The 18945-nt window shown below is 70.0% G+C and carries 17 protein-coding genes; 4 read left to right on the forward strand and 13 right to left on the reverse strand.

Features of this window, described 5'->3' with window-relative positions:
* Positions 1-17: 17 nt before the first annotated feature.
* Both FYX01_RS11685 and FYX01_RS11690 read right to left on the reverse strand, forming a co-directional pair.
* Entirely contained in the window at positions 18-338 is a 321-nt protein-coding gene (locus FYX01_RS11685) for a hypothetical protein (protein WP_150240489.1), read from the reverse strand.
* A gap of 79 nt (positions 339-417) precedes the next feature.
* The gene (locus FYX01_RS11690) at positions 418-1302 is read right to left on the reverse strand and encodes an N-acetylmuramoyl-L-alanine amidase (protein ID WP_150240491.1); all 885 of its coding nucleotides are present in this window, start codon (positions 1300-1302) and stop codon (positions 418-420) included.
* A 599-nt stretch (positions 1303-1901) separates the two neighbouring features.
* Between FYX01_RS11690 and FYX01_RS11695 the strand changes: the two genes are divergently transcribed.
* Both FYX01_RS11695 and FYX01_RS11700 read left to right on the forward strand, forming a co-directional pair.
* On the forward strand, positions 1902-3188 hold the full coding sequence (locus tag FYX01_RS11695) for a cell wall protein (RefSeq protein ID WP_150240492.1): 1287 nt from the start codon (positions 1902-1904) through the stop codon (positions 3186-3188).
* Positions 3189-3648: 460 nt separating this feature from the next.
* Positions 3649-4953, forward strand: coding sequence for a hypothetical protein (locus FYX01_RS11700; RefSeq protein ID WP_223830412.1), 1305 nt, complete (start codon positions 3649-3651; stop codon positions 4951-4953).
* A 179-nt stretch (positions 4954-5132) separates the two neighbouring features.
* On the opposite strand, the gene bldC is transcribed toward FYX01_RS11700, so the two are convergent.
* Complete coding sequence (gene bldC / locus FYX01_RS11705; RefSeq protein WP_013155387.1) at positions 5133-5336, reverse strand: developmental transcriptional regulator BldC; 204 nt, start codon at positions 5334-5336, stop codon at positions 5133-5135.
* Between the two features lie 705 nt (positions 5337-6041).
* On the reverse strand, positions 6042-6893 hold the full coding sequence (locus tag FYX01_RS11710) for a DUF8083 family protein (protein ID WP_150240755.1): 852 nt from the start codon (positions 6891-6893) through the stop codon (positions 6042-6044).
* Positions 6894-7129: 236 nt separating this feature from the next.
* Between FYX01_RS11710 and FYX01_RS11715 the strand changes: the two genes are divergently transcribed.
* Positions 7130-7357, forward strand: a complete 228-nt coding sequence (locus FYX01_RS11715) for a DUF3073 domain-containing protein (RefSeq protein ID WP_150240496.1) — start codon at positions 7130-7132, stop codon at positions 7355-7357.
* Positions 7358-7509: 152 nt separating this feature from the next.
* Here the strand turns inward: FYX01_RS11715 and purM are convergent, their stop codons facing one another.
* The 3 genes from purM to FYX01_RS11730 all read right to left on the reverse strand — a co-directional run bounded on the left by purM (position 7510) and on the right by FYX01_RS11730 (position 10642).
* Positions 7510-8568, reverse strand: a complete 1059-nt coding sequence (purM, locus tag FYX01_RS11720; protein ID WP_150240498.1) for a phosphoribosylformylglycinamidine cyclo-ligase — start codon at positions 8566-8568, stop codon at positions 7510-7512.
* Positions 8569-8659: 91 nt separating this feature from the next.
* Positions 8660-10156: an amidophosphoribosyltransferase gene (purF, locus tag FYX01_RS11725; protein ID WP_150240500.1), complete on the reverse strand. Its 1497-nt coding sequence runs from the start codon at positions 10154-10156 to the stop codon at positions 8660-8662.
* A 9-nt stretch (positions 10157-10165) separates the two neighbouring features.
* On the reverse strand, positions 10166-10642 hold the full coding sequence (locus tag FYX01_RS11730; RefSeq protein WP_150240502.1) for a sterol carrier family protein: 477 nt from the start codon (positions 10640-10642) through the stop codon (positions 10166-10168).
* A 422-nt stretch (positions 10643-11064) separates the two neighbouring features.
* Here FYX01_RS11730 and FYX01_RS11735 point away from each other — a divergent pair, with 422 nt between their 5' ends.
* Entirely contained in the window at positions 11065-11682 is a 618-nt protein-coding gene (locus FYX01_RS11735) for a DUF47 domain-containing protein (RefSeq protein WP_073704808.1), read from the forward strand.
* Positions 11683-11863: 181 nt separating this feature from the next.
* Here FYX01_RS11735 and FYX01_RS11740 read toward each other — a convergent pair whose 3' ends face one another.
* The 6 genes from FYX01_RS11740 to FYX01_RS26115 form a co-directional block, all read right to left on the reverse strand.
* A complete protein-coding gene (locus tag FYX01_RS11740; RefSeq protein WP_150240504.1) occupies positions 11864-12829 on the reverse strand; it encodes a nucleoside hydrolase in 966 nt (321 codons plus the stop codon).
* A gap of 316 nt (positions 12830-13145) precedes the next feature.
* Complete coding sequence (gene pstB / locus FYX01_RS11745; protein ID WP_150240506.1) at positions 13146-13925, reverse strand: phosphate ABC transporter ATP-binding protein PstB; 780 nt, start codon at positions 13923-13925, stop codon at positions 13146-13148.
* Between the two features lie 55 nt (positions 13926-13980).
* Positions 13981-15066 carry a phosphate ABC transporter permease PstA gene (gene pstA, locus FYX01_RS11750; protein ID WP_150240508.1) on the reverse strand — a complete coding sequence of 362 codons (1086 nt, stop codon included), beginning with the start codon at positions 15064-15066 and terminating at the stop codon, positions 13981-13983.
* A complete protein-coding gene (gene pstC / locus FYX01_RS11755) occupies positions 15063-16028 on the reverse strand; it encodes a phosphate ABC transporter permease subunit PstC (RefSeq protein WP_150240510.1) in 966 nt (321 codons plus the stop codon). The genes pstA and pstC overlap by 4 nt, the downstream gene beginning before the upstream one ends.
* A gap of 339 nt (positions 16029-16367) precedes the next feature.
* Positions 16368-17360: a mycothiol synthase gene (gene mshD, locus FYX01_RS11760; RefSeq protein ID WP_150240512.1), complete on the reverse strand. Its 993-nt coding sequence runs from the start codon at positions 17358-17360 to the stop codon at positions 16368-16370.
* Positions 17361-17482: 122 nt separating this feature from the next.
* Positions 17483-18682, reverse strand: coding sequence for a hypothetical protein (locus FYX01_RS26115; RefSeq protein WP_190394279.1), 1200 nt, complete (start codon positions 18680-18682; stop codon positions 17483-17485).
* Positions 18683-18945: the final 263 nt, after the last annotated feature.

Genomic DNA, 18945 nt, shown 5'->3' on the forward strand with positions numbered 1-18945 from the left:
CGAGGTTCCCCGGTCGGTTATCCCCGGGACGTGCGCGACTCGGCGTCGGCGAGCCGTTCCACGAGGTCGGACAGGACGTACGAGACCTGGTCGCGGTCGTACCCGCGCAGGACCAGGTCCAGGGTGGCCGCCCGCAACTCCTGGGCGGTGATGGGAGCCGGGTTCTGCTCGGGGGGCAGACCGGCGACCGGTATCGCCGCGTCGGTGAAGGCCGGGGTGCCGGTGAGCGTGGCCAGGGTGAAGTTGACGCGGTCGAGAAGATCCTCCACCTGGCGGCGGTGGAAGCCCCGCAGAATCACGTCGAATGCGGGGAGGGGTTGGGGAGCAGGGGACGTCATGGACGCATTATGCCTGTCGGGGGTGGCCTCCGCCACACTCCGCGGCCGTTTGTGGCCGGGTGCGGACGCCCGCACCGCCTCACTGGCGCATGAGGTAGACGGCCAGCCCGTGGGCGATGGCGTCGGCGGCCCGCTCCCGCCACTCGGGGTCCTCCATGAGCGCGGCGTCCTCGGTGTTGCGCATGTTGCCCGTTTCCAGGAACACCTTGGGCACGTCGGACATGTTCAGCCCGCCCAGGTCGGTGCGTTCGTCCATGCCCTCGTCGGCGAGGTAGTCGGCGCGGGGGACGCCGCTTCCCTCCAGGTACGCACTGTGGACATCCTCGGCGAGCAGCCGGGAGGGCTCCACGATGTCGTCGGTGAAACCGCTGACCTCGCCCGGCATGATCACGTGGAATCCGCGCCCGGACTCGGGGCCGCCGTCGGCGTGGAGGGACACGGCGGCGTCCGCCTCCGCCTCGTTGCCGATGCCCGCGCGCTCGTCGATGCACGGACCGACGCCCTCGTTGTCCTCGCGGGTGAGGATGACGGTGGCGCCGTCGGCCTCCAGCCTCTCCCGGACCAGGACGGACAGGGACCAGTTGAACTCGTGCTCGGCGTAACCGCTCGCGGTCTCGGTACCGACGGTGTCACAGGCCTTCTGGTTCGGCCCGGCGGGGACCATCTCGTTGATCTCGTCGGCGGCGGAGGCGTTGCCGCCGTTGTGGCCGGGGTCGATGACCACGACCCGGGTGTCGAGGGGGCCGACGCCGCCGGATCCGCCGTCGTCTCCGCCTGGGGCGCCGCCGCCGGGTGAGCCGGCGCCGTCCTCGGGGCCGGGAAGCGGCGGTGCCGCGGTGGGGTCGGAGCCGGACGGCGTCCCGGGCGAAGCCGCGCAGGCGGCGGTGAGGAACAGGACCGAGGAGGCGAGGGACAGGGCGCGAGTGGCGCGGCTCCGGGGCCCTGGCGGTACGGAGACGGGCATGCCCACAACCTAGCCGTTCGCGTTGCCCGGAACGTACCCCCGGGAAGCCCCCGCGAAGGGCGCGTGCGCCGGGGCCGCGGCCGACACCGGGGGCACGGGGCCGGTCGGGCGAGCGGGGAGTGCCGCCGGCCACACGGCCGATCACGCCGGGGGATCCTCGAAACACGGAAAGCGCGGGAAGCCATTCCAGGTGCATTCCGGTGCGACACGGTTACTAGTAAGACGCTTGATTCGGTGCTGGGTTTACAGGGTTCACAAATATTTTTCCGAAATTAATGGCGACGTCGACCAGGGCGACATGGGCATCTGGTGTGATCCTTTTGTTACGCCATTAGTTGAGTTTTGTCCCCGGTTAGATGTAGGCTCCTGTGCAGGAAATAGGGAATGAGTACGACCCGGTTCCGTCTGGCCTCTCCATCCTGATGGCCGCGACCGCGCCTCCTCGTTTCCGCTGGTCAAGGGCTTCTGTGTATCCCTGCCATCCCCCATCCGACCCTGGTCCGCGTTCAGCGCCCCCGGGCTTCCCCACAGCCTGCGGTGGTACGCGTATCCAGGCCAGCCCGACGAGTTCGGGCTGTGGCGATCCGAAGAGGATTGACTTGAAGAACACTCGCGTTACCGCGCGCCGCATTCTGCAGGGTAGTGCCGCTTTCGCCGCCCTGGGTGCGCTCAGCATTGCCACCGCCCTTCCCGCCGCCGCCGAGACCGAGTACTACGGCTGGGCCTACGCCCACGTTGGTGACTATCAGGGCGTCTCTCAGATCTACAGCGGTACCACCAGCAACAGCTACTCCGGTTCCGTCGGCGACTGGCTGACCTTCTCCGGCACCAGCCGCGCCACCGTGGACGCCGACGGCGTCACCTCCACGGCCACCGTGGACACCGCCAAGGTCCAGATCGCCGTCTCCGATGTGGAGCAGATCATCGAGGAGAACCTCGACGGGGAGACCGAGGGCGAGGAGACCGACGAGGTCCCCGAGGAGTCCGAGGCCCCCAGCGAGGCGCCCAGCGAGGAGCCCGAAGAGACTGAGGCTCCCAGCGAGGCGCCCAGTGAGGTCCCTGGCGAGGAGCCCGAAGAGACTGAGACTCCCAGCGAGGCCCCCGTGGAGTCCGAGGTCCCCGAGGCTCCCACCGAGGCCCCCGAGGAGACCCAGGCTCCGGAGGTACCCGAGGAGACCGAGGTTCCCGAGGTCGACGAGTCCGGTGAGGCCACCACCGGGCCGGTCCCCTCGGAGGAGACCGAGCCCCTCATCCTGAACGAGGAGAACACCGAGCTGAGCAGCGGCTCGGACGAGATCGTCCTCGATGCCACCCTCTCGGGTGTGACGACCACGACGACTCAGAGCTGGGACGGTGAAGTCTCCCGCAGCGCTGACATCGCCGACATCTCCTACCCGGACATCGTCACCCTCGACGACGGCCAGGAGGTCACCGTCTGGATCGACATCGAGTCCTACGAGGGGACCGACGAGTTCGTCGACGAGCACGAGGAGTACAGCGTCGCCTGGAAGGACGCGTACACCGGCTATGCGGTGACCTTCACCGTCGACGGCGCCGAGGCCCCGTTCTACCACGTGAAACTGGCCGCGAGCTCGGCCAACGTGGGCACGGCCGAGATCGACGCCGGCGACGGTGACGGTGGCGGTGGCGGTGGCGACGACAAGGGCGACGACAAGCCCGCCCCGACCCACCCCGAGGACAAGGGCGGCGAGAAGGACGACTCCAAGAAGCTGGAGAACACGGAGTCCCTGGCCCGGACCGGTAGCCCGGTGGTCGGCCTGATCGCGGCCGGTGCCGCGGTCGCCACCGGTGGTGGTGCGGCCGCGTACTTCGCCCGCCGCAGGAAGAACGCCGATGACTCCGCCACGGAGACCAGCGAGGACTAAGCCCTCAGTTCGGCGGTCGGCTGAGCCGGCTCGGCCCCGGGGACGCGCTCCCCGGGGCCTTCCTGTTGTTCCGGGCCCGCTTGTTCCGGGCCCTCACGACCCTCCGGCCTTCTGACCTTCCGGACCCGGTCCTCTGGAACTTCTGCCGGACCTCCGCCGGAAACCTCGGAACTTCTTGCCAATTGCCTCCGTTGTCTGGTGGTTGGTGCACATATGTCTGCCGATCGCCGTACGAGAGATGGTTTCCGTTTTGTGATCCAGGGGTTAGGCTCGCCGTAGCGGCTCCCCCACGCGCCGTACACCGGAGCCCCCTTCCGGGGCGGGAGGACTCCGGTGCGCATCCGCCCCGCACCCTGTGGCCGACCCTTCCAGGCCGGCCCGGCAACCCTGTTCGTCGTCCGCGGCGGGCACGGGCCGACCCCCGGGTCGGACATCCCCCAGATACATCAGGAGTGTTGTGGTGTCTCCCGCCAAGTCGACCGCACGCCGCCTCGCCAGCGTCGGCGCCCTGTTCACCGCACTCGGCGCGATCGGTGCCGTGACCGCGCTCCCGGCCTCCGCTGACCAGCTCGTCTGGGGGAACGCCCAGGCCTGGGTGTCCGACGGCGACGCCGTCACCGGCTACTCGACCGCCACCGGCTTCGGTGGCACGACCGAGGGCAGCGCCACGGCCGGGGACGTCTTCGGTCCGATGGCGAACTACCTGGAGATCGACGGCGAGAGCCACACCGTGGTCGACGACGCGGGTGCGCGCGCCGCCTCCACCGTGCGGACCGCGACCTTCCGGATGAGCGCCGCCGACCTCGCCGTCCACGGGATGATCGACGTACCGCCGGACGCTGCGCTTCCCGACTCCCCACCGTCCTCCGTCCCCTCGCCGTCCCCCGTCCCCTCACCCTCCGCCATCCCCTCCTCGGAGGCCGGGCCCTCGGAGGAGGAGCCCACCCCGTTCCGGGAAGAACCCGTTCCGGGCGACAAGGAGCCCGTGCGCGGTGGTGAGGAGAGCGGGGCCGGGGGGAGCACCACCGCCGCTCCCGGCGACCAGGAGGAGCCCGAGGCGGGGGAGGCGCCGTCCGAGACCCCCTTCCGCGAACCGCTGGAGGCCACCCCGTCCCCCAGCGCCTCCCCGGGCGAGGACGACGTGTTGGTCCTCGACGAGACCGGCTCCGAGACGGTCTCCGCCGACGGCAACGCGGTGGAGTTCACCCTCGCCGACGTGACCACCACGGCCACCGCCGCGTACGGGGGCGAGACCGGGACGACGTTCGCGCACGGTGACCTGAGCGCGTTCGGCACGTCCCTGGGGCCGCTGCAGGCGGGTGGGGACGGGGTCTTGGCGCGGGACCTCCTGGAGGTGTTCGACGAGGACGGCGACGTGGCCCTGCAGGTGCCCGTCAGCGTCCGCTTCGTGGCCGGAGAGACGGCCTTCGGGGACGAGGACCCCGACTGGGAGGGCCGGGGGAGCCGCAGCTGGATGACCGTGTGGGTGCAGGTGGGCGAACCCGAGGAGGAGAAGGGGTTCGCGATGGACTTCGCCGACTCGTGGGTCCTCGGCTCCGTCCGCGCGGAGAGCACGTCACCGGTCCCCGGGGACAAGGGCGACGCGGAGACCGAGGAGGCGTCCGGTGGCGACGGCCGCCTGGCGACCACGGGCGGCTCGCTCGCCGCGCTGATCACCGCCGCGGTGGTGGCGGTCGGCGGTGGCGCGACCGCGACCTTCCTGGCCCGCAAGCGCACCACCGCCATGGACGACCGGATCGACTAGCCGGCTGCTCGGCCGAGGACCGGGGCCGCGCCGAACCGCCTCCGCCCCGGGTCCGGACACACGGAAGGCGGGTCTCCTTGTCGGAAGACCCGCCCTCGACCATTGTCAGCCTTGCTCGGCTTTGTCAGCAGCCGGAGCCCGTCCGACCGTTCCCCCCGGAACCGGCACAGACCGGGAGATCACTCCGTACGCTGGCTGGGGATTCCGGCCAGCAGGGCGCGGACCTCAGTCTCGCGGTAGCGGCGATGTCCGCCCAAGGTGCGGATCGAGGTCAGCTTGCCCGCCTTGGCCCAGCGTGTCACGGTCTTGGGATCCACGCGGAACATGGTGGCAACCTCGGCGGGGGTCAACAGGGGCTCCGCCTCGGGCGTGCGAGTTGACATGTGTACGGCCTCTCCTCCTGGATCTGTGTGCCGATCCTTGAGCCTTAATCCTGGCACTTGGCCCGGATGTCCAATATTCCCTCTAGGTCTATATTGGCATCACCCGAGGTGATTGTACGACCACTCCAAGCAACTTTGCACGTGGGAGGCCAAGAAAGCCGCCCGTGGCCGCGTCACGCTAAGTGATTCTAGCGACACGTTTAGTGGCATGTGGCGTATTCGGTCAAAACTTCGTTCTCCGGCCTCGTTTTTCTCGATCCGGAGTTCCCGAAGTGCTACGGAGACCTGACCGAAACCCGGTGTCACGTTCCGGGGAGGGGAGGGCGTCGCCCTGGTCGGCCGCCGCGCGGAAGGACGTGGGGTGGACCGGTGGGGCGGGGCTGCGTGTGCTTCGGCTGGTGGGTCGTGATGTGCGGATCGCCCGCGTGGCAAGGGTTCCGTGGTTACTCAGAGTGCACTCAGTGATCGGCTGGTTACAGTCTACGCTGATCCCTATCGGGCGTTATGCCCAGTTTCACGACGCTTGATGTCGTGCGTGGACGACGTCCGGGCTCGCACCGTTGCCACGTGCGAAAAGATCTCCGGGGGAGGCCGAGAAACCTGGTGTACCAGGTTGGACACCGGCGTGGCGCGTGCGTGCCCGGGCCATGTGGAGACGACAGAGGGCATACGTGTGTCCACGAAAAAGTGGGGATACCGTAACTCTCAGTTGGCGTGCTCCAGGGCGCGTACCGACCTCCAGCGCCGCGTGAGCCTCTCCCGCAACTCCAGTACGCGCTCGACCTCCCCTGTCACCAGGGCTTCCACCGCACCCGAGACCTCGGCCACCGAGTGGTCCTCGCTCAGGTGGTCGTCATTGAGCAGGTGCGGCAGGCCCCCGTAGTCCAGCTCCAGCAGCGAGTCGGGGTGAGCCGTCAGGGACAGCCAGTCCGCCAGGTTCTCGGTCGAGGCCGACACCCCCCGCTGCCCGATGTGCTCCCGCAGCACCGCCAGCGTGTGTTCGAGCCGGTGCATGGCCAGTGAGGTCCGCGTCAGGTACAGCAGTGTCCGGGTGGAGTTCGACGACAGCACCAGGCACCGCTCCTGGGACTGGAACGGCACGAACCAGGGAACCGGAATGGTCCAGTTGCTCGACAGGATGCCCGGCCGTACCAGCGCGCCCGAGTCCCGCCACTCCTGGTAGCGGCTCTCGGTGCGCTCGGCCTCCGGGCCGGGCACGAACGCCCCGCTCACCGCCACCGGCGTCGTTTCGGTGAACTCGGTGAAGGCCCGCCACGAACGCAGCCTCGTCTGCCACGGGCAGACGTACAGGCGCTCGTTCACCCGCCGGAGGTAGGCGTTGCGGCTCTCCTCCGCCGGCGCCACCACCGGAGGCGTCGTGACCAACCGCCTCAGGCTCTCGGCGTGCTCCGCCGCCAGCGCGTTGATCCGCCGCGGCCGGTCGGGCGAGGCCGCGTACTCCTCCCAGTAGCTGCGGTCGCACGGGGAGAACGCGTGGATCGGCTGGTAGACGCGGAGGTAGGCGGTGTAGGGCAGCACGAACGCATCGTGGCACATATCGTTGCGCGTGGCACTCACCGCGCTGATCCCCTGGTAGGCCGCCGATCCGGTGTGTGCACCATATCCGTCACACCCGGGTGGCGTAGGCACGACGGGGGACGACCAGGTACGGTTGTGTGTGTACGTAAGCTGGCGCCTGTCGTCAGTCGCGTTTGACGGCCGTCAGCCCGATAGTGCGGGTTAGTAAGTGATCTGGGGTTCGTCGGAACCCAATCGTTGAGGGGGTCGAGCCAATGGGGCGCGGCCGAGCCAAGGCCAAGCAGCAGAAGGTCGCCCGGAAGCTCAAGTACAGCTCCGGCGGGACCGACCTCGAGCGGCTGCGGTCGGAGCTGGGTGTCGCTGAGGACGAGGGGTCTACCTCCGGGCCGTTGGGTCCGGACGGTGCCTACGAGGATCCTCAGGATGACCTGGTCGACCGTTACGCGGATCTTGCCGACAAGTACTCGGACTCCGACAGGTAGTACCTGGTCGGGCGAGGCTTTCAGGTCGCTCGGACAACAACCGCTGACCTGTGGCGGTTACGGCTTTCCGCCCGGAAGCCGTGGCGGACAGGTGGATATAGCCGGTGCGAACCACCCTGGTGGTTCGCACCGGCTATGTTCGCGTCCGTTTCTCACGCGTACTCGCCGGTCAGGGCCGCCTGCCCGGAACCGGCGGTCACCGTGCCCAGCCGCCAGGCGGGGACACCGCGGTCGGCCAGTACCTCCAGTGCGCGTCCGGCGTCCTCCGCCGCGACGATCGCCACCATGCCCACACCCATGTTGAACGTGGCCTCCATGTCCTCCCGGCCCACCCCGCCCCGGTCGGCGAGGTAGCCGAACACGGGAGCGGGCGACCAGGTGGCGCGGTCCAGTTCGGCGTCCAGGTGGTCGGGCAGGGAGCGGGAGAGGTTGGCCGCCAGGCCGCCGCCCGTGACGTGTGCGTAGGCGTGCACCCCCACCGCACCGGTCAGCGCGACGCAGTCCTTGGCGTACACGCGGGTCGGTGTGAGCAGGACCTCGCCCAGCACCCCGTCCAGTTCGGGAACGCGCGCGAACAGGTCCAGGTCCGCCCGGTCCACGATGTGCCGGATGAGCGAGTAACCGTTGGAGTGCGGCCCCGAGGAGCCCATCGCGATCACCGCGTCGCCCTCGCGGACCCTGTCCTGGCCGAGGATCGCGTCGCCCTCCACCACGCCCGTTCCCGCACCGGCGAGGTCGTACTCGTGGGGCTCCATGGAGCCCGGGTGCTCGGCGGTCTCCCCGCCGATCAGCGCGCAGCCCGCCTGGTGGCAGCCCTCCGCGATGCCGCCGACGATCTCGGCGATGCGCTCGGGGACCACCGCGCCACAGGCAACGTAGTCGGTCATGAACAGGGGCTCGGCGCCACTGACCACGAGGTCGTCGACGACCATCGCCACCAGGTCGATGCCGATCGTGTCGTGCTTGTCCATCTGCTGGGCGAGAAGGACCTTGGTGCCCACGCCGTCGGTGGAGGTGGCCAGGACCGGGTCCTCGTACCTGCTCGTGTCGAGCCGGAACAGACCCGCGAAGCCGCTGGCGTCGGTCACCTGCTCGGGCCGACGGGTGCGCGCCACGTGGCGCTTCATCAGGTCGACGGCGCGCTCACCGGCGGCGATGTCGACGCCCGCGGCCGCGTACGCGCCCGTCGTCCCTGTGCTGTCGGCTGCCACGCGAGTTCTCCTCGTGCTGTGTTGCGTTGCGTTGGTGGTGCGGTTCCCGGGGCACGGCGGAGCCGCCGCGCTGGGTCGGGTCCGGCGGCGGTTACTTGTCGCTGGTGGCCAGTGTCGAGCCCTCGGGCGTGCCGCAGGCCTTCTCCAACAGGTACTTGCCCTGGGAGTCGGCGTCCACCTCGATCGGGTACACGCCGTCGAAGCAGGCCCGGCACAGGTTGTCCTTGGGCACCTCCGACGCGGCGATGAGCTCGTCGAGGTCCACATAGGCCAGGGAGTCGGCGTTCACCGACGCGGCGATCTCCTCCACGGTCAGGTTCGCGGCGATGAGCTCGGCGCGGGTGGCGAAGTCGATGCCGTAGTAGCAGGGCCACAGCACGGGCGGGCTGGAGATGCGCACGTGGACCTCGGCGGCGCCCGCGTCGCGCAGCATCCGGACCAGGGCCCGCTGGGTGTTGCCGCGCACGATCGAGTCGTCCACGACCACCAGGCGGCGGCCCTCGATGACCTCGCGCAGTGGGTTGAGCTTGAGCCGGATGCCCAGCTGGCGCAGGGTCTGGCTCGGCTGGATGAAGGTGCGGCCCACGTAGGAGTTCTTCACCAGGCCCTGGGCGAAGGGGATGCCGCTGGCCTCGGCGTAGCCGACAGCGGCGGGTGTGCCGGACTCGGGCACCGGGATGACCAGGTCGGCCTCCACCGGGTGCTCCCTGGCCAGGCGGCGGCCCGTCTCCACACGGGTGGAGTTGACGTTGCGGCCCGCGATGGTGGTGTCGGGGCGGGCGAGGTAGACGTACTCGAACAGGCAGCCCTTGCGGCTGGCGGGAGCGAAGCGGCGTGACCGGACCCCGCGCTCGTCGATGGTGAGGAGCTCGCCGGGCTCGATCTCGCGGACCATGGTGGCGCCCACGATGTCCAGGGCGGCGGTCTCGCTGGCGACCACCCAGCCGCCCGCGCCGGAGGTCTCGCCCATGCGGCCCAGTACGAACGGACGGATGCCCTGGGGATCGCGCGCCGCGTACAGGGTGTTCTCGTCCATGAACACCAGGGAGAAGGCGCCCCTGACCTTCGGGAGGATCTCGGCCGCCGCGTCCTCCACCGAACTGCCGTTCCTGGCCCGGTCGGCCAACAGGTTCGTGAGGACCTCGGTGTCCGTGGTGGCCCCCCGGCGGGTGTCCGGCAGCATCGCCGCCAGTTCCGGGGTGTTGATCAGGTTGCCGTTGTGGCCGAGCGCCAGACCCCCCTCACGCGCCGTGTAGAAGGTCGGCTGGGCGTTCTCCCACACCGGCGAACCGGTGGTGGAGTAGCGGCAGTGACCGATCGCGAGGTGGCCGCGCAGAGAGTCCAGGGTCGCCTCGTTGAAGACCTGGGAGACGAGGCCCATGTCCTTGTAGACGAGGATCCTTTCCCCATCGCTCAGCGCGATGCCCGCGGACTCCTGTCCGCGGTGCTGCAGGGCGTAGAGACCGAAGTAGGTGAGCTTGCTGACTTCTTCGCCGGGTGCCCAGACCCCGAAAACGCCGCAGGCGTCCTGCGGGCCGCGTTCGAGCGGATCGAGGTCCATGGAAAGCCGGCCGTCGGAGTACGACACACCCACAGCTTAGTGCCTGGCGGCCCGCCCGGCACCACCCGGGGGAGGTACCGGCCACAGGGGCAGGCGCCCGGACAGGTCGGAGCGGGCCCCGCTCGCCCGCACCAGGTGCCCGGAGACGGCCTGTTCCCAGGAGAGGCGTCCGGTGGCCACCCGGAGCCAGGTGAGGGGATCGGTCTCCACGACGCCCGGAGGGGTGCCCCGGGTGTGACGCGGTCCCTCGACCGCCTGGACGGCTCCGTACGGTGGCACGCGCACCTCCAGGCTGTGCCCGGGGGCGCGGTCCGCGAGTACCGCCAGACTGCCCCGTACGGCGGCCTTGACGGCCGTGCGCAGCGGCTCGTCGGCGCGCAGCACCGCCTCGGCGCAGGCGGCGACGGCGGCCTCGTCACCACCCTCGAAGGGGGCCTCTCCCAGCGCGGAGAGCTGTTCGTCCAGGGACCCGCGCAGGCGCCGCACGGCGCTCGGGCTCAGAGCGGAAGGCATGGACGAAAGACTACGGGCCGGGCCGACGGGAGCGGAGCCATCGTGCGGGTGAACGGGAGGGGCGCTTGTCATTACGGCCGAATGGCCCGAAGGTGGACATCGAAGAACACCGGCGGAACTGTCCGCCGGTCTCCACTCAATTGGGTGATTCCTGTCTCAGCGCGCCGCTGGTCAGTAGGAGCGTGACACGGTAGCGTCCCGAACCGTCCCGGTGTTGTCGAGATTGAGAGGATTGCGATGGACCCCCTACCCCCAGGGCGTTCCATACGGCTGCACCGACAGAGATGAACAAGGGGTGACCAGGTCCGTGTCTGCCCGTTCCCACGGCGCCGGACCCGTACCGTCCTGCCCCGCCGCGCGGACCAGACGGCCCACGCGTCTACCATCCACAAGGAACACCACCGCACCATCGGGAGAACGACGTGCGCCTGCGCTTGCGCCCGCGTGATGACAGTTACTACGAGATGTTCACCGACTCGGCGAACAACCTGGTCATCGCGGCCCGCCTGCTGGTGGAGCTGATGAGTGACGGGGCTGACCGCGAGGCCATCACCGAGAAGATGCGCGCCTGTGAGCACGCGGGTGATGACGCCACCCACGCGATCATGCGTCGCCTCAACAAGAGTTCGGCGACACCCATTCACCGTGAGGACATCTACCGGCTGGCCTCGAACCTGGACGACGTCATGGACTCCATGGAGGCCGCCGTCGACCTGATCGGCCTCTACGGTCTGGAACGCCTCCCCAAGGGGATCATCGACCAGATCGAGGTGCTGGAGCGCGCCGCCGAGCTGACCGCCGAGGCGATGCCCCGGCTCCGCGCACTGGAGGACCTGAACCGGTACTGGATCGAGATCAACCAGCTGGAGAACCAGGCCGACCGCATCTACCGCAAGCTCCTCGCCCGCCTGTTCAGCGGGGAGTACGACGCCCTGACCGTCCTCAAGCTCAAGGACGTCATCGAGGAGCTGGAGACAGCCGCGGACGCGTTCGAGCACGTCGCGAACACGGTGGAGACCATCGTCGTCAAGAACGGCTGAGGACACCGAACACCCCTGGACCCCGGATCCCCCGACCGGTCCTCCCCCTGTCCCCGTGAGGACCAGCGGCGGGCGGAAGCCGTGCCCCACCGCCCGCCGGGCCCCAGGGTTCGCCGGACGTCCGGCGGAGCCGCTTCGGTGCGCCGCCGACCGGCCCCTCGCACGAGGAGACGGCCGGGAGCTACAGGCCGTTGACCTCGCGGGTGGGGACCGTCCGTCGGGACAGCACCTCCACGAGGTGGGCGAAGAACCCGTCGGCGTCGATCTCCTCGACCACCGTCGCGTTCGCCTCCAACCCGTGGACGCCCCAGGACATGGCCGCGTATCCGCGGGTCAGCTCTCCGGCGGTCTCCACGTCCACGTGGTACCGCCCGGAGCGGCGCACCAGTTCCGGGTGCAGCAGCACCGCGGCGGTCAGCGAGTCCGGATGCGTTGTGCCGTCGATGCCCACCCTGCGGTCGAACTCCAGCGTCGCCGCGCATATGCGGCCGAAGAAGTCCGCGAGGGGGGTGCCGATGGCGGCGATGACGTCGAGCCGCTCCTGGTCGAACACCGCGTGGTCCAGGGTCAGCGGGTCCCACGGAACCACGGTGATCTCGAAGCCTGCCGCGAACACGGCCTTCGCGGCCTCCGGATCGACGTAGAAGTTGAACTCCGCGGCGGCGGTGATGTTGCCGCGGCCGTTGTTGGACCCGCCCATAACGTACAGGGCGCCGACGTTGCGGACGAAGTCCGGGTCCTTGGCCACGGCCATCGCGATGTTGGTCAGCGGCCCGATCGCCACGATCGAGAGCTCACCGGGGCTCTCGGCGGCCAGCCGGACCAGGGCGTCCACCGCGTGCTCCGGCTCGGGCTCCAGCTCCGAGCAGTCCATGGACAGGCCGCCGGATCCGTCACCGTGCACGTTCTCCGCGCTCACCCACGGCCGGACGAGCGGGCGGCGGGCGCCCAGGTGCACGGGCACCTCGCCGAGGCGCCCGGCCACGCTGAGGGTGAGGAAGGCGTTGCGCACCTGCTGTCCGAAGCCCACGTTCCCGGCCACCATGGTGATGGCGCGCAGGTCGGCCCCCGGGTCCAGCAGCCCCACGAGGAGTGCCACGCAGTCGTCCTGCGCGGTGTCGGTGTCGATCACCAGCGGAGTGGTCACGCCTTCTCTCCTCTTGGCCGCCGTGGCCATCTCATCATCGGTCGTTCCTGGTCGGGGCGGTGGGCGGACGGATGAGACGGATCAGCCGAAGCGGTCACCCGATCACCGGCCACTCCCTCGGGGAGGTACGGGTGACGGATCAGCCGAAGCGGCCACTCCATCACCGGCCACTCCCTCGGGGAGGTACGGGTGACGGATCAGCCGAAGCGGCCACCCCATCACCGGCCACTCTGTAGTGGGAGGTGAGGACGTAGCGGATCAGCCGAAGCGGCCACTCCATCACCGGCCACTCCCTCGGGGAGGTACAGGTGACGGATCAGCCGAAGCGGCCGGTGATATAGTTCTCGGTCTCCTTCTTCTCCGGCCGCGTGAACATCTGGTTCGTCTCGCCCATCTCGATGAGCTCGCCGGGCTTGCCCGGAGCCGACAGGTTGAAGAAGGCCGTCCGGTCGGACACACGGGCCGCCTGCTGCATGTTGTGCGTGACGATGACGATCGTGTAGTCCTCCTTCAGCTCGTGGATGAGGTCCTCGATCGCCAGGGTCGAGATCGGGTCCAGAGCCGAGCAGGGCTCGTCCATGAGCAGTACCGAGGGCTTCACCGCCGTGGCGCGGGCGATGCACAGCCGCTGCTGCTGGCCGCCCGAGAGGCCGGCACCGGGCTTGTTCAGCCGGTCCTTGACCTCCTCCCACAGGTTCGCGCCGCGCAGCGACCCCTCCACCAGGTCGTCCGCCTCGGACTTGCTCATCCGCCTGTTGTTGAGCCGCGCACCGGCGATGACGTTGTCGTAGATGGACATCGTCGGGAACGGGTTGGCCTTCTGGAAGACCATGCCGACCTCGGTACGCACCATGACCGGGTCCACGCCGGGCCCGTAGATGTCCAGGTCGTCCAGGAGGACCTTGCCCTCGGCGCGGGCGCCCGGGGTCACCTCGTGCATCCGGTTGAGGGCCCGCAGGAAGGTGGACTTGCCGCAGCCGGACGATCCGATGAACGCCGTCACCGACCGAGGCTCGATGGTCATCGACACGTCCGCCACGGCCAGGAAGTCGCCGTAGTAGACGTGGAGTCCGGAGACGTCGATACGTTTCGCCACTGGAAGTTCCTCGTGAATCTGCTCCGCGCGCGGGGCGTGGACGGTTGGTCTGGGGTCAGCGGGCCTTCGGCGCGAACAGGCGGCCGATCATGCGGGCCAGGAAGAACAGCAGCATCACCACCAGGATCAGTGTCAGTGCCGCGGCCCAGGCCCGCTCGTAGTTGATGGCGCCGCCCATGCGAACCTGCGAGTAGATGAACACCGGGAGGTTCATCATCTGCCCGTCGAACAGGTTCCAGTTGATCGACACCGCCGACGTGCCCGCCGTGAGGATCAGTGGAGCCGTCTCTCCGATAACGCGTGCGATGGCGAGCATGATTCCTGTGGTCAGCCCGGCGGCGGAGGTCGGCAGCACCACCTTGGTGATGGTCCGCCACCGGGGCACGCCCAGGGCGTACGCCGCCTCGCGCAGGTCCTGCGGCACCAGCCGCAGCATCTCCTCGCTGGAGCGCACCACGACCGGGATCATCAGCACCGCCAGTGCGATCGCGCCCGACGCGCCGTTGGTCCGGCCCGGGCCGAACAGCACCATCCACAGCGCCACCACGAACAGGCCGGCGACGATCGACGGGATGCCCGTCATGACGTCGACGAAGAACATGATGAGCCGCTTCATGCGGCCCTGGGCGTACTCCACCAGGTAGACGGCGGTCATCACACCGACCGGAACCGAGATGAGCGTGGCCATCCCGGTGATCGCCAGGGTGCCGACGATCGCGTGGTAGGCGCCGCCCGCGTCCATGCTGGGCAGGACGCCGTTCATCGACACCGACAGGAAGTAGACGTCGAGCCGACCCATGCCGTTGGTGAGCACGGTCCACAGCACCGACGCCAGCGGCAGCATCGCCAACAGGAAGCACCCGTAGACGAGCGAGGTGACCAACCGGTCCTTGGCCTTGCGTCCGCCCTCGACGCGGGCCGAGGCGGTGACGGCGATCACCACGTACGCGACGGCGGTGAGCACCCCCCACAGGAGGAACCCGAAGGAGGAGAAGGCCAGCAGGATCCCGGCCACCACGGCGGCGCAGGAGGCCAGCAGTGCGGCCGGGAAGCGGCGCGGCAGCGTCCCACTGCGCAGGTCGAGCCGGGGTGAGCCCATGTCCGGTCCGGGAGCGGGGGACTGGGTGGCCGTCGTGTTCATCGTGACTCCTTGTTCCCCCGCGCCACCACGTAGCGCGCGCCCATGTTGACCACGAGGGTGATCGCGAACAGGACCAGGCCGGCGGCGATCAGCGCGGACACGCCGTACCCGGTGGCCTCGGGGTACTGGAGCGCGATGTGCGCGGCGATGGTCTGGTTTCCGCTCTGCAGCAGGTCCCAGGAGATGACGAGGGCGGGGGACAGGATCATGGCGACGGCCATGGTCTCGCCCAGGGCGCGGCCCATGCCGAGCATGGCGCCGCCGATCACTCCGGACTTGCCGAACGGCAGTACGGCCAGCTGGATCATCTCCCAGCGGGTGGCGCCCATGGCCAGGGCGGCCTCGCGGTGTCCCTGCGGAGTCTGGCGGAACACGTCGCGCGACATCGCGGTGATGATCGGCAGGATCATGACGGCCAGCACCACGCTCGCGGTCAGGATGGTGCGCGCGGAGGTGGAGGCGGGGCCGGAGAACAGCGGGATCCAGCCCAGGTAGCGGGTCGTGGCCTGGTACACGGGGACCAGTTGCGGCGCGAGGAAGCCGATGCCCCACAGGCCGTAGACGACGCTGGGGATGGCGGCCAGCAGGTCCACCAGGTAGCCGAGCACCGAGGCCAGTCTGCGCGGTGCGTAGAAGACGATGAACAGGGCGATCCCGATCGCCACCGGTGTGGCCAGCAGCAGCGCGATGGCCGCGGCGAGCACGGTGCCGAACGCCAGCGCGGCGACACCGAACGCGGGATCCTCGCGGACGTTGGGATCCCACTCCAGAGTGGTCAGGAAGTTGGCGGTGTTGGCGGACAGGGACGGCCAGGCCTGAACGATCAGGAAGGCTGCGACACCGGCGAGGATCAACAGGATCAGGATGCCCGAGCCTCGGGCGAGCCCGGCGAAGGCGACGTCGCCGATCCGGCGCTTGCCCGGGGACGGCGGTGCCGTCTCGGGCGCGTCCGTGGTCGTCATGGGTTGACTCCGGTTCGGAAGGTCTCAGGGCGGTTCGCCCGTGTGGTGCGGTGTGGGCCGTGCACCTTCGTGCGTGCCTGGTCTCGTTGTTCCCGGCGGGGCGCTGCCCTTCCTGGAGCAGGGAACCTTCCTCCCGCCGGAGGTCCGTCCGAACTCCGTGTGCGGCCGGTCACCGGCCATCCCGTCACGGTCGTGGCGTGCGATGGCCGTATCGCGCCGAATGTGAAGGTAGGCGCGCAAGATGACGAGTTGTACCAGGGAAGGTGAACGGAGAATGAACGGGCCGTCGCACTCCCGTGGCGGTGGGGGAATTGCTTGGTGAATGTGACGATCCGCACGTCAGGAGGGGGTCTGCCGGTCCCCGGCGGCGGGCGGCGCGTACATCACGTCGGTGTCCCACATGCCGAATCCGAGCGATTCGTACAGCCGCACGGCGGCCCCGTTGTCACCGTCCACGTACAGGTGCGCCCACGGCAGTCCGGCGTCGCGCAGATGGCGCAGACCGGCCAGGGTCAGCGCGCGGCCGAGTCCGGTGCCCTGCCAGTCGGGGTCCACGCCCACCACGTAGACCTCGCCGACCGGCTCGCCGTCGGTGAGTCCGGCGCCGTCGGCGTGGACCTTGGTCCAGTGGAAGGCGGCGATCCGTCCGTCGCCGGCGGTGGCCAGGAAGAAGCCGTCCGGGTCGAACCAGTCCTCCACCTCGCGCTGGAGGAGGTCGTCCAGGGTGATCTGTCCCTGCTCGGGGTGGTCGGCGAACGCGCGCGCGTTCGCCTCCAGCCAGACCTGCTCGTCCTGGCCCACGACGAACGTCCGCAACCGCACCTGGTCGGCCACGTCGGGCCGCAGCTCCGGCTCGGGCAGCTCGGGGGCCGTCCAGGGGCCGCCCGCCTCGTCGGCGGCGATGTCGCGTAGCGGCATCCGCATCTTGTGGAGTTCGCGGACTGCGGTCCAGCCGTCCTCCTGCGCGACCGAGACCGCCTGCGGGGTGCGTCCGTGCGCCCACACGCGGACACCGTCGGGGCCGGCGTCACGGTGGACCGAGTCCAGCAGGGCGGTGCCGTGTCCGCGCTCCCTGTGGGCGGGGTCGACGACGATCTCGCCGGAGTCGGGTTCGCCCGCGAGGCGTTCGACGAACGCGAAGCCGACCGCGCGTTCGTCCTCGACGACCAGGTGGAAGCGGCTGCTCCCGGAGGGGGCGCCGTGTCTGACGCGGAGCAGCGTGTGCTCCGACAGCGGGGCGACGCCGTCGGCCGCACGCGCGGTCTCGGCGAGTGTCAGCACCTGGTCGGCGAGGGCCGGGGACAGGTCGTCGGTGACTAGCGGGGTGCTCATGAAGCGCAAGCCTACGACGAAGCGGCCACGGGGATTCGGTCAGGCACGGCCACGGCGGGGTTTGTCCTGGTGGGGCGCCCGGCCTCCGCGCGGCGGCGGGACCGGGCGGGCCCGTCGCGGCCCTACCGCCTGCGGCGCTTGCCCTGGTAGCCGCCGCCGACCCGGACGCGCCGCACCGGCGCCAGCGGGGTCGCGAGCAGCAGCGCGAGGAGGAACGCCGCGAGCAGCACCGCCGGGGCCATGTTCGGACCCAGGTCGCTGTGGTCGGCGGCCACCTCGGTGCCGTCGGCCTCGTCGTCGGACCCCGGGGCCACCGTCGGCAGCTCGGCGAGGTCCTCGGCGCCGGGGGAGACCTCGGGAAGGTCGGCCTCGTCGCTCGGCAGCTCCGGGAAGTCGGCTTCGCTGGTGGGCACGTCACTGGTGGGGACGTCGCCCACTCCGCCGCCCGTCGATGACTCCGGACCCGTGGGGGTGTTGCCGGAGTCACCGGGTCCCCCCAAGCCACCGGAGTTGCCGGAACCACCGGATCCTCCTGAGCCGCCGGATCCTCCCGAGCCGCCCGAGCTTCCGGTCTGGCCGCCGGTGTCCTCCGAGGAGCCCGGGTCCGGGCTGGTGGGACGGTCCGGCGGTGAGGAGGTCTCGTCCTTGCCGGGTGGGGAGGACGGCGGCGGAGAGGGGGTGGGATCCGGCGACGGTGTCGGCGAAGGAGTGGGTGTCGGGGACGGCGTCGGGCTCGGGGTGGGGGAGGGCGTGGGGCTCGTTTCGGTCACCGAGACCGTCCATGCGCCGGTGGCGACCGTGTACGTCTTCTCCGTGGTTTCGAGGGCCGCGCAGCCGACACCCTCCTGGGCGAGCGCGTAGGTGAGGATCGCGACGACGTCGGTCGTCTCACGGGGCGTGCCGGTGACCTCGCCCGCGGGCACGGAGGCGCCCGGAGCGACCTCCTGGGGTTCGAAGCCCCGCGCGCTGAACTCGGGGACGTTCACGGCCAGCCCGGTCAGGCAGATGCCGGCGTCACCGGTGTTGGTCGCGGTGAGGGGATTGGCCGGGACGGACTCGCCCGGCTCCACCTCGCTGGCGCCGTTAGCGAAGTCGATGACCGCCGACGCGGTGGGCGGATCGGAGGGGGAGGGGGAGGCCGAAGGAGGAGGGGCGGAAGCGGAGGGGGAGACGGAGGGCGGGGGGCTCTCGGACGGGCTCGGATCGGCGTGGGCCGGGGACATCACGGCGATCAGGCTGGAACCGACGAATACGGCGCCCAGAGCGGCACCCGCGCGGCGGAGGCCGGGGGTGAGCGGGGAACTCACGGCGGACGTGGACATCGGAGCGTTCTCCTCCTCGCGGATGACGCGCCAAGACGGTTTCGGCGCACCCGGCCGCGGGAAGTTCGCCGCGCCTGACGTTCCGGCGTTCGGGTGCCCCCTGATCCTAGGACCTGGGGCCGTCGAACACGAGAGTCCACGCGCCCTCTTTCGCACCGTTGGTCATATCGCGGTGGCGGAGAGGTACGGACGGCTCCGGGGCGCCCACGCGGTGCGCGGCGCCCCGGAGCCGTCCGCGGATCCGTGCGTACACGGCCCACGAC

Source organism: Nocardiopsis quinghaiensis (assembly GCF_008638365.1).
In the GTDB taxonomy this organism is placed as follows: Bacteria; Actinomycetota; Actinomycetes; order Streptosporangiales; family Streptosporangiaceae; genus Nocardiopsis; species Nocardiopsis quinghaiensis.

What these genes read in the sequence shown, in the direction of transcription:
- FYX01_RS26115 (WP_190394279.1), bottom strand. Translation starts at nt 18,682, where the DNA reads ATGTCCACGTCCGCCGTGAGTTCCCCGCTCACCCCCGGCCTCCGCCGC.
- FYX01_RS11685 (WP_150240489.1), bottom strand. Translation starts at nt 338, where the DNA reads ATGACGTCCCCTGCTCCCCAACCCCTCCCCGCATTCGACGTGATTCTG.
- FYX01_RS11715 (WP_150240496.1), top strand. Translation starts at nt 7,130, where the DNA reads ATGGGGCGCGGCCGAGCCAAGGCCAAGCAGCAGAAGGTCGCCCGGAAG.
- bldC (WP_013155387.1), bottom strand. Translation starts at nt 5,336, where the DNA reads ATGTCAACTCGCACGCCCGAGGCGGAGCCCCTGTTGACCCCCGCCGAG.
- FYX01_RS11730 (WP_150240502.1), bottom strand. Translation starts at nt 10,642, where the DNA reads ATGCCTTCCGCTCTGAGCCCGAGCGCCGTGCGGCGCCTGCGCGGGTCC.
- pstA (WP_150240508.1), bottom strand. Translation starts at nt 15,066, where the DNA reads ATGAACACGACGGCCACCCAGTCCCCCGCTCCCGGACCGGACATGGGC.
- pstC (WP_150240510.1), bottom strand. Translation starts at nt 16,028, where the DNA reads ATGACGACCACGGACGCGCCCGAGACGGCACCGCCGTCCCCGGGCAAG.
- FYX01_RS11690 (WP_150240491.1), bottom strand. Translation starts at nt 1,302, where the DNA reads ATGCCCGTCTCCGTACCGCCAGGGCCCCGGAGCCGCGCCACTCGCGCC.
- FYX01_RS11710 (WP_150240755.1), bottom strand. Translation starts at nt 6,893, where the DNA reads ATGTGCCACGATGCGTTCGTGCTGCCCTACACCGCCTACCTCCGCGTC.
- mshD (WP_150240512.1), bottom strand. Translation starts at nt 17,360, where the DNA reads ATGAGCACCCCGCTAGTCACCGACGACCTGTCCCCGGCCCTCGCCGAC.